The following is an 11,122-nucleotide window of genomic DNA, read 5'->3' on the forward strand; positions in this document are numbered from 1 at the left end:
CTCCATATTATTAATCTCATGCTTCATTTAAAATTGAACTTTCCTCATTTATTTGTAATTCTTTTTTCTTTTTGACAATTCGAACTAAATAACTACTAATAATTAGACCAAGTACGGAAAAAGCAATCATTGTTAAAAATACATGTTTATAACCAGCCATTCCTGGTGCTCTATCTAACATGTTTCCGTATAGAGAGAATGCAAACATCGAAGGTGAATATCCTATTAAACAAGCAATGGAAACAGATGCACCACTGATTTCTCTTGGGATTCCCACCTCATCAATAGGGGCAAAAAATACTGCTCTTTGAGTAAAAATAATTGTGCCAAAACTAAGTGTAAAGATCATTCCAGTATATACATTCATCGTCTCGTGAGGTAAGAAGATAAAAATAGTCATTCCAATAATTGCGACTATAAAAGCAAGTCTCAAATATTTAGATGGAGACTTAAATTTTTTATCAGCTAAGAACCCTCCTAGCGGACCACCAACCATTTTTATAGCGTATTGATTGATAATTCCATAAGCGCCTACTAGTGCAACAGGCATACCATAGATATCTTTTAAAAACGGAATAAAATATGTTAAACCTATATAGACGGAATAAACAGAGAATATAGTAAATGCTACGGCCCATACTTCAGGCATCTTTAATGCTTGTAGAGCGCCGTCAAGTGCAGCTTTACTTTTATTAATTTTATTACCTTGTTCATCAGTATCTATTATTTCATCATCTTCTACTAAGAAATAAGAAATGATGCCAATAAAAATTGCTGCTGATGCAAGGAAAATAATTGCACCTCTAAAGCCAGCTTCTCCTGATCCTAACCAACTAAAAATTGCAAGGGCACCAAAAGCGATAACCGTATCAACCACGCCTCTTCCTGCTTCAAGGAACCCGAACACTCTACCTTGTTCATCTTTATCTCCTAATAACCTTACAGCTTTAATTAACGCAGGCCAATAAGCAGTCTCTGCAAATAAAGCGAAAACAATCCAAACGGTTAAAACGCCATAATAACCAGGAAATGTTGTTAAATACAACCCTGATATTCCAACACCAATTAAGCTGAACGGTATGATTTTCTTCTTGGAAAACCTGTCTACTATGTACATCGATGCGATATAACCAAATGCTTGGATAATTCCATAAACTGATAAGATTACACCTATTTGAGTATGAGATAAGTGAAAATATTCCATCATGGGAATATAAAAAGCATCTTTTAAAAACGGAAGTTTAAAAATTGTTCCTCCACCTAAAATCAGTACGACAAGTGCAAACCACTTATTTTTTTTTGGAGTATCCATCCTTTTCCCCCCCTCAGAGGTTAATTTTTTAAAAAAGATAACGCTTTCATAAAACTTGAAGTTTGTCACTCCATCACTATAAAGATTAAGTATTTTAATCGTTTAATAATAAGGGAATGTTATCTCATTGTTCCTATTTAATTTTTCTGCATGAAAACTTTATAAAGTTGCAATCATTCTTTTCCTCTTCAGAGATTGATTTTTTATAAAAGATAACGCTTTCATAGAGATTGGAAATTTATCACTCCATTACTATAAAGATTAAGTATTTTAATCGTTTAATAGTAAGGGAATGTTATCTCATTTTTCCTATTCAATTTTTCAGTATGAAAAATTTATAAAGTTGCAATAACTTCGATTTCAACAAGTGCATCTTTTGGTAATCGTGCAATTTGAATGGCACTTCGAGCAGGGAAATTTTCTGTAAAGTAAGTAGTGTAAACTTCATTCATTTGTGCAAAATGATTCATATCTTTTAAAAATACGGTTGTTTTAACAACTTTACTTAAATCGCTGCCTGCTTCTTCTAGGATGGCTTTTACATTCTCTAATGATAGTGTTGTTTGCTCTTTAATTGTTTCAGGCATTTCTCCAGTTTTAGGGTCAATCGGCAGTTGTCCAGAAGTAAAGATAAAATTACCAGCTTTCATTGCTTGTGAATAAGGACCGATTGCACCAGGTGCATGTTGAGTAGAAATAACCGCATTCATCTAAAAAACCCCCTGTGATAATAATTTTTTTTTATTGTAATAATTTTTTAACACAAGTTTATTTTAACGTGGTCTTTTTCTTATTTCAATACATATTTTAAAAAAAGTTAAAAAATAATAAAAAATTATCATTGATATAATAATTTTTTATTGATAAATTTGTATTATAGACAGGAAAAATAAAGAAAAATTGGGAATAATTCATCTTGTTATCTTCAAGGAAGGATTGTGTAGTAATATAGTAATGATTAAAGTTTTTAAGCCAGCTTTCTTTATGTCTTTTTAATAGATATAGGAGGTTATGTTTTTTGTGTTGTATACTATAAAAGGAAGAAAGCAAAGTGTTGATACGAAATTTTATACTTTCTTCTTATCTTAAAAAGAGGTGCGATATCAATGGGAAATAAAGAAAAGTTAAAGCGGTATATTCCTCTTGTTCATTTCATTGCAGAAGTAATTGGAGAAAATTGTGAAGTTGTTTTGCATGATGTTACGAATCCAGACGAATCTATAATAGAAGCTGTGAACGGACACCTTAGTGGAAGAAAAGTTGGTGGCCATTTAACAGATTTAGCTTTAAAGTTTATACAAGAAAAGAAATATATAGATAGACATTTTATTTCCAATTACAAAGGAAACTCAAAAAATAATCAAACGTTTCGTTCGTCAAGTTATTTTATTAAAGATGAAAACGACAGCATAATTGGAATGCTGTGTGTGAACATTGATATTAGTAATATGATAAAAGCAAGAGACTGGTTAGACGGTATAATTATGAGTAATACTAGCATGAATGAAGAGGAAGAGAAAGTTCATCCTAATCTTGAATTAGACCTTTCTGAGAACTTAGAAGAAAATCTGGATAGTCTTCTTTCATCACTTATTACAGGAGTTTTATTAGAATGCAAAGTTCCGCCTGAGAGAATGTCTCCTGATGAAAAAATGGAAGTGATAAAAAAACTTAATGATAAAGGGGTATTTTTACTTAAAGGCGGCGTAAGTGAAGTAGCTAAGCATTTAAAAGCATCAGAAGCAACTATCTATCGGTATTTAAACAAGGTAAAGTAAATGTGCCATTTACTTTACCTTGTTTTGTCCTATTAAGCGATCTAACTTAAAAAGGCTAAAATCAGCAGGGCTTATTATGCAAATTTATACCTCTTATTTAATTAGGGTTTTATAAAATACAATAACATTATAAGGTAAATCGATAGTTTGTATTGCTCTTTTTTCTAGGCTTAAGCGCGTTTCGTAAATAAGCGCGGTGCTGTTGTAAATAAAGCGACAAGTAAAGCCGCACATAATGCGAAAGAACCAATCATTGTAATACCGTTAAAGATAAAGGAATATAAAACAGCCGATTGTCCTTTTGGTGCATATTGTCCAAAGAAAATAAAGCCGGCAATGAAGTGCCAAAAATAACGAGCTAGGCTGCCGATAAACGCAGCGATAATGACATACATGATTGCTTTTGCTTTTTGTTTATTGACAATTGCTTGTTGAATTGGTGCATGAAATAAGCCGGCAAAACCAATAAAAGCAAAGGCGACGAAGTACTCAATAAACGCTTGCACCGGCGTAAAAATAGATGCATCCCCTGCGACAATTTGTAATAATCCCCAAACGAGACCACTTAAGAAACTTGCTTTAAATCCCCAACGGTAAGCAATAATAAAAATTGGAATCATAGCAAATGAGATAGAACCGCCTGTTGGAAGTTTAATAGAGAGCGGCAAAATGTCGATGACTAATGCAAATGCTGCGAGAATCGCTGCCTCTATCATTGCTTGTAAATTTGTGTTACGCATGTGAAAATCCCCCTACATCCAAGTTACAAAAGAAGAATCATGATCATAGGGGGATGAAGATATACAAATTGTAAAACACTACTTATGTATATACGTCTGCACAATTCCTACGTTAGCATTAACTAACAGGTTCAAAGGGTCGGAACAAAATGTTCCCTCTCAGCAACGCGGCTCCCCCTGTGACAACGAGATTCTTAGATTGTTAGTTTCATTGTAATGAAGTTAGAAAAGAATGGCAAACAAATTGTACATAACTTTGTTTTGTAACATAAAAACGTTGGAATTGTACGAAAATAGTAATAAATTCACATAGAATTGTATAGTCTTTACCAAAAAAAACATGATATAATTTTTTTGATAATAATTATCGTTATCTTTTGGAGGAATAATTTATGAACTTAGTTGATATGAGTATAGATGAAAAAGTACGTGTAAAAGATTTACAATCTCTTGATACATTATTAAAACGCCGCTTGGCTTCATTTGGATTTTCTGAAGGGTGTGAGCTTTGTGTAAAACAAAAGGCAATGTTTAATGGTCCGTGTACATTAGAATGTCGTGGGCAATTAATTTCTATTCGTCATTGTGATGCGAAAATGATAAAGGTGGAATTAGCGTGAACAAGGTTGCTTTACTAGGAAATCCGAATACGGGAAAAACATCATTGTTTAATGCGCTTACCGGTTCTTATGAATATGTTGGAAACTGGAGCGGAGTAACGGTAGAAAAAAAGGTTGGTAAGTTAAAAGGTAAGCAAGGAATGTTAATAGACTTACCAGGTATATACGATTTAAATCCTGTATCCCGTGATGAAGGGGTTGTTACGCAATTTTTATTAACAGAAGAATTTCATCATATGTTAAATATTGTAGACTCCTCTCAATTTGAACGTAATATGCATTTAACATTGCAATTATTAGAGTTTGGAAAACCACTTTCTATCGGTTTAAATATGATTGATGTGGCAAAACAACGCGGGATTACGATTGATGTCAAGAAGTTAGCTGAAATATTAGGTGTAACAGTTATTCCTGTTATAGCAAGAAGTGAGAAAGGCTGCGAGGAATTATTAGCTGCTCTTCATGAAAGCGATAAGGCGGAGCAGAAACCGTTTATTCTTTTATACGGTAAAGCGGTAGAGACAGGAATCCAGCGAGTTATAGATAAGTTGCAGCAGGAAAATGATGAGCATGCAAGGTGGCTTGCGCTGCAATTTTTAGGAAATAACGAAGTGGTAGAGAAAGAACTCGCCAAGTCGCATGTATATAATGAACTTGTAGCAATTCGCTCTGCATTAGAAGCAGAATTAGATGTTACGCTAGAGCAGCACATATACGGAGTACGTGCAGCGTATATTGAAAAGCTGAAAACAAGTGTGATTCGTCAAGAAAAAGAAGGAAGCATTCCTTTTTCGGAAAGAATTGATAAATTAATTACGCATAAAATTTTGGGACTTCCGATCTTTTTAGGAATCATGTTTTTAATTTTTCAGGTTACGTTTTCGTGGATTGGAACACCTTTATCTGATCAATTTGATGCATTTGTCGGCGGTCCATTTACGGATTGGGTAACAGCAGGACTTACGAATATTGGTGCGTCTGATTTCATTCGAGCACTCATTACAGATGGAATCATTGCAGGTGTTGGTGCGGTATTAGTATTCGTTCCGCAAATTTTCGCATTGTTCTTCTTCATTTCATTGCTAGAAGATTCCGGATATATGGCGCGTATTGCCGTTGTAATGGATCGTATTATGGAGTTTTTTGGACTAAACGGAAAAGCGTTTATTCCTATGATTATCGGTTTTGGCTGTAATGTACCAGGCGTTATGGCAGCGAGAACGATTGAACAGGAAAAAGAGAGGCTGCTTACGATTTTAGTGACACCGTTTATGTCATGTTCAGCCCGTTTACCTGTATATGCATTATTTGCAGGGGTCTTTTTCCCACATAGTCAAGCGATTGTTGTATTTTCTTTATATCTTATTGGTATTATCCTTGCATTACTTGTTACAAAAATTATGTCTGTTACAGTTTTAAAAGAAGAGAAGTCTATTTTTGTAATTGAACTTCCACCTTACCGTGTGCCGCAAGCAAAAACGTTATGGCGCAGTACGTGGGAAAAAGGAAAAGGATTTGTACGCAAGGCAGGTACATTTATCTTTGGTGGTTCTGTTGTGATTTGGTTATTAAACTATGCTGGGCCATCTGGGTTCGGTGTAGATATGGGTGATAGTTTCTTAGCAATGATTGGCGGATTATTTGCTCCAATTCTTGCACCGCTTGGTTTTGGAACATGGCAAGCAGCTGCATCTCTGTTAACAGGATTTTTAGCAAAAGAAGTTGTTGTTTCTACAATGGCAATTATTTATTCTGTGAAAGAAGATGTATTAGGAAACGTAATCGGTACGCATTTTACAACATTATCAGCATATGCGTTTATGTTCTTCATTTTATTATACGTACCATGTTTAGCAACAGTTGCGGTTATTCGCCGCGAAACAGGATCTGTAAAGTGGACGATTTTCTCTGTTGTGTATCCGCTTGTTGTTGCATACGTATTAACACTAGTTATATACCAAGTTGGATCCATGCTCGGATTCTAAAAGGAGATGTATCATAATGATAGTCAATATCGTAATTGGAGCTGTCATTTTTGGATATGCAGGATATACGTTAATTAACTTTGTAAAGAGAAGTAAAAAAGGGAAATGTGCAGCATGTTCCTTAAATAAATCGTGCCAGTCAAAAACTTGTATTCCTGATATGGAGCAAGTCGTGAATAAGTAGAAAAAAAGCTTTGCGAATTTCGCAAAGCTTTTTTTGGGGATTACTTTTTGATCTTAACAAGTTGTACAGCTTCTGTTTCTTTAGTAGTATCTTGGATTTTATCTTTAGGGTCCTTATCAAATTTCAGTACACCTACAGATTTCTCTTCACCATTTACTTTTCCATATGCAGCATCATCAACGATTGCAAACATATCTGCATAAGAACGAGCGTCACCGATGATTGTGTTGCCTTCATATTTTAATTTCGTTCCATCAATTGTCGCATTTTCTACTGTTTCTTTTGCAAATAATACACCTTGATCCGCTGTTACAGTTGGTAATTTATCAAGTGTTTATGTTTTAACCTCAGCTTTTGATTTCATTTTATAAGAATAATGTTCTTCAAACTATCGACTTAGCTTACATTAAGATTACAATGATGTAATTTAGTGAAAAGAGTTTAAAATGTGATAAAAGGGAGAGGATTTGGAGGAAATCAAAAGTAAGTGTATAGTATGTAGAAATGTTGTAATGGGAATGTCATATTATTGCTTGTATATTTAAAAAACAAGATGTAAGTGCATTTTATTTTTGATATAATGTACACATAGGTTTAAAGTGTGAATATTCTTACTGTAAAGGAAGATTTTTGGGTTTTCCAAGTACTGAATTTGAAATATGAAGCAATTTATTAGGAGGAATTAGAATGTCTGTATTTAAGCGCTTAAGAGATTTAACGATGTCAAATGTGTATGCATTAATTGAAAAAGCAGAAGATCCAGTTAAAATGACAGATCAGTATTTACGTGATATGCAAGAGGATGTACAAGAAGCGGAGAAAAGCGTAGCAGCACAAATTGCGCTTGAGAAAAAGTTTAAATTATTGTTTGAAGAGCAAGAAGCACTTGTAAAGAAACGTGAAGAACAAGCGCATATGGCTGTTCAAGCAAATAACATTGATCTTGCACGTCGTGCTTTAGAAGAAAAACAAAATGCAGAACAAAAAATGAATGAATATAAAGCAAGCTATGAGCAAAATAAAGCGGCTGCTGATAATCTTCGTGCGAAATTAGAGGAAATGCGTAAGCAATTAACAGAGTTAAGAAATAAACGTGAAACGCTTGTAGCGCGTGTGAACGCAGCAAAAGCACAAAAGAATATTAATCAGGCAATGTCTGGTTTTGATGCGAATACAGCAAAAGCAGGTTTAAGCCGTATGGAAGAAAAAGCTCTTCAATTAGAAGCTGAAGCAGAAGCGAGCGGAGAAATTTATAAAAAAGAAAAGTCATTAGATGAAGAATTTGCGAGTTTAAACAAAAACTCAGCTGTAGATGATGAATTAGCTCGTATTATGAAGCAGTATGAAAAATAATCTATATAAATACAAGTTGAAAAACTGACATAAAAAAAGCTTTCCTTTTAAGGCGGACGAGAGCAACTGCCCGTGCGTAGAAGCGGTCAGGGCCTTTTCCTGCCACGTGTAAAGTTTAAAACAAAAGGAAAAGGCAAGAGCAGGTCATGCTGTATGCTGCATAGCAGCGATGTATGTGTGAGGAATTTACAATGGATTTATAGAAAATAGGCAAGAGAACCGACATGTCGTAGAAGGAAATCATGTCGGTTTTCTATTATTTTTTCAGAGGTGGTTTTTTAATGACAGGGATGAATATTTTAGCCATGCTTGTATGGACAGGCGCAAGCGCTATTCTTTTATTTCTATTGATGTGGATTGATTCATTTTTTACTAAATATAAAGATTTAGAAGAAATTAAAAAAGGGAATATGGCGGTTACGACACGCTTTGCTATGAAGTTGTTTGCACAAGGGTATATTTTATCGCAATCGATTACGAAATCAAACGATTTATGGCAAGCTTTACTTGCATCAGCAGTATCTTTTGTAATTTTATTATTTGTAGAAATGTTTGTTGAACTTATTTTGCGAAAAACAGTTCATTTAGATTTAGATGAGGGGACGAAGCAAGGATATGTGGCGCATGCTCTCTTAGCTGGTTCGTTACATATTGTCGGTGCCCTTATTTTAGCAGCATGTCTATAACGAGAAAAGGATGGGTAGGTCAATGAGCTTATTTAAACGTATTAAAAATATAATAAAAAGTCCGGAACCTGCTAAACCTGAGAAAACGGTACTCACGTTAGCACCTGGTGACATGATTGAAGTTTCATTAGTAATGTATGAAGTGATTGGAAAAACAAGCATGCACTCTCGAAATGAAATTGTTTTAACATTGCGAGATGGGAGAACCATTCGGTATTTAAAAATTGAAAATCGCGAAAACACTTATTATAAGCTGTATGCACCTATTGATGGACGGTTAGATTCTATCAATGAGGTTCCAACGACAATTGAAATGGACGATATAGAATATCATATGGAAGAGCAATATAATGGGCGTGTTGTTGTCATGGGGAAAACACCATTTGCAGCATCTTATGAACAATACGTATGGGAGTTCCAATCTGATAATCGAAAGCTGCTTCGTATTGAGTGGCAAGATGGACGTACAATGATGTATGAGGGAGAATCGATTCTTTCAGCTGATGTACAAATTATAAGAGCAACGTAAGGGGGGACGTAATCATGTCAAACCGATTGTTTTCCATGATTAAATCGTTTGCAATCCCTATACTTGCCATTGTTATGTTACTTGTAATTGCAGGTTTTGCCTTATCGGGATGCCAAAATGGAAAGTCGATTCAAGACCGTTACCCGTTAGAATCAGTTGCGAAAGACGGTAAGCAAGAATCTTATGTGTATCGAGCTGCTAATCAGACAGTTCCTCAAGTTGCAAAAGAATTAATGAATGAACAGGAACCAAAACAAGCGTCTAAAGAAGACGAAAATCAAATGTTCCTTGTGTATTCTGACAAAATTTATAATCTTCAAAAGGATAAAGAGAAACCGTCGGATACATTAATTGAAATCAGTAATAAAGAATTTGTTCGTCAAAATTATCAACCATCTTTCTTACAAGGGTATCTGTTAGCGAGTATACTAGACGATATATTTGATTCGCGGAAATCGTATCACGGAGATTACCGCGGGTATACAGATAGACAAAATCATAAACCGGTTATTACGCAACGACCACCGACAAAAGAAGAGAAGAAAACACCGCCGCCAATTACAAAGCAAGGTAAAGGCTCTATTATTAAAAGAAGTGATAAAGTAGAACAAAAACCATCTGTAGGTGATACGGGAAGTATTACGGAAAAAGGCACTCAGACTGTTCCGCCTTCTACGGAGAATAAAGGGAAAATTATAAAATCACCAGGTGGTTCTAGTGAATCCGATGTGCAGCCGAAATCATCGATAAAAAGCCCACCGAAAAATACATCACCTCCGAAAACAAAAGTTGGCGGTTCGGGGAAAGTTACGAAAAGAAGGTAAAGAAAAAAGCGCAAGAAGCATACCATTGCTTCTTGCGCTTTTCTTATGTGTTAGGAGAATAGAAAACTAATCGCTGAAAGGAGTACAGAGAATCCTAAGATAACTCCTACAACCTTAATATGACGTTTACGACCCATGACAACAATCGCAATATATTCTCGAATCATCGCGTTTGGCCAGTAATAAAAAGCTGTTTTTGAACCAATTCCTTGGCTGTTAAGTCCGGCTTCTTTTGCATATAATCCAGCGCGGAAAAGATGAAAATTATTCGTTGTAAAGATACTTTTGTATTTTCCTTCTTTTCGTGAATCCATAATTTGTTTTGAAAATAACATATTTTGATACGTGTTAACAGAACGATCTTCTTTTATCGTATGCCGGATAGGAATCCCTTTTTCAACGGCGTATATTTGCATAGCCTCAGCTTCAGGAATGTTTTCATCAGGGCCTTGTCCACCAGAGAAAATGATTGTAGGTGGAAAAGAAACAGCCGCTTGTTTCCAATAAAAATCAATGGCCTTATTAATTCGGCTTGCTAAAAGTGGTGGCACTTTATCATGAATTAATCCACTGCCAAGAACGATAACGAAATCTTGATTGCGTCTTGGTCTGTTGAATTGATACAGAAAATAAGCTGTTAAGAAGTTGGATAAGTGGAAAAAGAAATATACCATAATGAAGAATACTCCGGTAAAAATCGGTCCGAAATGAGGGGAGAAAAATCGAGTTGGCTCAAATAATAAGAATACTATACTGAATAGAATACCTAGTCCAGCTAGTAAAGTTAAACAATTCGAAAATCGTCGTCCTTCTTTTCGGATTAAAATTCTTGCATTAAGAAATAGTCCAATCATTAAAGCGAATATACCAAAGGTTAACATAAAGCCAATGATGAAAAGAGGGATAGCGGCAATTATTTGAAATATCGCATTATCGGAGCTAAAACCTAAATAAACAAAAAGGATAAGGAATGAGCAAAAAAACAGATTGAATAAAAATCCGATTATTAAACTTCTTGGATCCCTTAAATAAAAGAATAGAAAAATAATAAGTAAAATAAACGTATAACTTTTGTAAATACCTCAACTTTCTAATAAAGTGAAACTTCCGT

The 11,122-nt window shown here is 34.7% G+C and carries 12 protein-coding genes, 1 pseudogene and 1 riboswitch; of the genes and pseudogenes, 8 read left to right on the top strand and 5 right to left on the bottom strand.

All coding sequences use genetic code 11. The features are described 5' to 3' along the window. Positions 1-16: 16 nt before the first annotated feature. Positions 17-1,312, bottom strand: a complete 1,296-nt coding sequence (locus ACIGHG_RS14495) for an MFS transporter (RefSeq protein ID WP_396549062.1) — start codon at positions 1,310-1,312, stop codon at positions 17-19. A 335-nt stretch (positions 1,313-1,647) separates the two neighbouring features. Further along, positions 1,648-2,022: a RidA family protein gene (locus ACIGHG_RS14500; RefSeq protein WP_336473617.1), complete on the bottom strand. Its 375-nt coding sequence runs from the start codon at positions 2,020-2,022 to the stop codon at positions 1,648-1,650. Between the two features lie 396 nt (positions 2,023-2,418). On the opposite strand from ACIGHG_RS14500, the gene ACIGHG_RS14505 reads away from it, so the two are divergent. Further along, a complete protein-coding gene (locus ACIGHG_RS14505) occupies positions 2,419-3,090 on the top strand; it encodes a helix-turn-helix transcriptional regulator (RefSeq protein ID WP_336473618.1) in 672 nt (223 codons plus the stop codon). Positions 3,091-3,260: 170 nt separating this feature from the next. On the opposite strand, the gene thiT is transcribed toward ACIGHG_RS14505, so the two are convergent. Continuing rightward, positions 3,261-3,830, bottom strand: coding sequence for an energy-coupled thiamine transporter ThiT (gene thiT / locus ACIGHG_RS14510; RefSeq protein WP_396549065.1), 570 nt, complete (start codon positions 3,828-3,830; stop codon positions 3,261-3,263). Positions 3,831-3,916: 86 nt separating this feature from the next. Beyond that, positions 3,917-4,018, bottom strand: a riboswitch (TPP riboswitch). Between the two features lie 204 nt (positions 4,019-4,222). Between thiT and ACIGHG_RS14515 the strand changes: the two genes are divergently transcribed. The 3 genes from ACIGHG_RS14515 to ACIGHG_RS14525 are packed head-to-tail and all read left to right on the top strand — an operon-like array spanning position 4,223 to position 6,619. Further along, on the top strand, positions 4,223-4,450 hold the full coding sequence (locus ACIGHG_RS14515; RefSeq protein WP_336473620.1) for a FeoA family protein: 228 nt from the start codon (positions 4,223-4,225) through the stop codon (positions 4,448-4,450). Next, positions 4,447-6,435: a ferrous iron transport protein B gene (gene feoB, locus ACIGHG_RS14520; RefSeq protein ID WP_396549067.1), complete on the top strand. Its 1,989-nt coding sequence runs from the start codon at positions 4,447-4,449 to the stop codon at positions 6,433-6,435. Before ACIGHG_RS14515 ends, feoB begins: the two co-directional genes overlap by 4 nt. Before the next feature lie 16 nt (positions 6,436-6,451). Next, positions 6,452-6,619 (top strand): FeoB-associated Cys-rich membrane protein, encoded by a 168-nt coding sequence (locus ACIGHG_RS14525; RefSeq protein WP_139207685.1) that lies wholly within the window; start codon positions 6,452-6,454, stop codon positions 6,617-6,619. 40 nt (positions 6,620-6,659) lie between these two features. Here ACIGHG_RS14525 and ACIGHG_RS14530 read toward each other — a convergent pair. Then, positions 6,660-6,950 (bottom strand): annotated as a pseudogene (locus ACIGHG_RS14530) (lipoprotein BA_5634 family protein); the annotation flags it as partial. A 356-nt stretch (positions 6,951-7,306) separates the two neighbouring features. On the opposite strand from ACIGHG_RS14530, the gene ACIGHG_RS14535 reads away from it, so the two are divergent. The 4 genes from ACIGHG_RS14535 to ACIGHG_RS14550 all read left to right on the top strand — a co-directional run bounded on the left by ACIGHG_RS14535 (position 7,307) and on the right by ACIGHG_RS14550 (position 10,011). Further along, positions 7,307-7,972, top strand: coding sequence for a PspA/IM30 family protein (locus tag ACIGHG_RS14535; protein ID WP_090916613.1), 666 nt, complete (start codon positions 7,307-7,309; stop codon positions 7,970-7,972). A 281-nt stretch (positions 7,973-8,253) separates the two neighbouring features. Further along, positions 8,254-8,658 (top strand): DUF350 domain-containing protein, encoded by a 405-nt coding sequence (locus ACIGHG_RS14540; protein ID WP_336473622.1) that lies wholly within the window; start codon positions 8,254-8,256, stop codon positions 8,656-8,658. A gap of 22 nt (positions 8,659-8,680) precedes the next feature. Then, positions 8,681-9,187 carry a DUF4178 domain-containing protein gene (locus ACIGHG_RS14545; RefSeq protein WP_396549070.1) on the top strand — a complete coding sequence of 169 codons (507 nt, stop codon included), beginning with the start codon at positions 8,681-8,683 and terminating at the stop codon, positions 9,185-9,187. Between the two features lie 14 nt (positions 9,188-9,201). Continuing rightward, positions 9,202-10,011 (top strand): DUF4247 domain-containing protein, encoded by an 810-nt coding sequence (locus ACIGHG_RS14550; RefSeq protein WP_090916607.1) that lies wholly within the window; start codon positions 9,202-9,204, stop codon positions 10,009-10,011. A gap of 50 nt (positions 10,012-10,061) precedes the next feature. Here the strand turns inward: ACIGHG_RS14550 and ACIGHG_RS14555 are convergent, their stop codons facing one another. Next, entirely contained in the window at positions 10,062-11,090 is a 1,029-nt protein-coding gene (locus ACIGHG_RS14555; RefSeq protein WP_396549127.1) for a YdcF family protein, read from the bottom strand. Between the last annotated feature and the right edge of the window lie 32 nt (positions 11,091-11,122).

It is taken from the genome of Bacillus sp. NPDC077411 (genome assembly GCF_044543425.1).
In the GTDB taxonomy this organism is placed as follows: domain Bacteria; phylum Bacillota; class Bacilli; order Bacillales; family Bacillaceae_G; genus Bacillus_A; species Bacillus_A bruguierae.

Coding starts and splice junctions, on each gene's coding strand:
- ACIGHG_RS14500 (WP_336473617.1), bottom strand. CDS start 2,022: ATGAATGCGGTTATTTCTACTCAACATGCACCTGGTGCAATCGGTCCT.
- ACIGHG_RS14515 (WP_336473620.1), top strand. CDS start 4,223: ATGAACTTAGTTGATATGAGTATAGATGAAAAAGTACGTGTAAAAGAT.
- ACIGHG_RS14540 (WP_336473622.1), top strand. CDS start 8,254: ATGACAGGGATGAATATTTTAGCCATGCTTGTATGGACAGGCGCAAGC.
- ACIGHG_RS14495 (WP_396549062.1), bottom strand. CDS start 1,312: ATGGATACTCCAAAAAAAAATAAGTGGTTTGCACTTGTCGTACTGATT.
- ACIGHG_RS14525 (WP_139207685.1), top strand. CDS start 6,452: ATGATAGTCAATATCGTAATTGGAGCTGTCATTTTTGGATATGCAGGA.
- ACIGHG_RS14545 (WP_396549070.1), top strand. CDS start 8,681: ATGAGCTTATTTAAACGTATTAAAAATATAATAAAAAGTCCGGAACCT.
- ACIGHG_RS14535 (WP_090916613.1), top strand. CDS start 7,307: ATGTCTGTATTTAAGCGCTTAAGAGATTTAACGATGTCAAATGTGTAT.
- ACIGHG_RS14505 (WP_336473618.1), top strand. CDS start 2,419: ATGGGAAATAAAGAAAAGTTAAAGCGGTATATTCCTCTTGTTCATTTC.
- ACIGHG_RS14550 (WP_090916607.1), top strand. CDS start 9,202: ATGTCAAACCGATTGTTTTCCATGATTAAATCGTTTGCAATCCCTATA.
- thiT (WP_396549065.1), bottom strand. CDS start 3,830: ATGCGTAACACAAATTTACAAGCAATGATAGAGGCAGCGATTCTCGCA.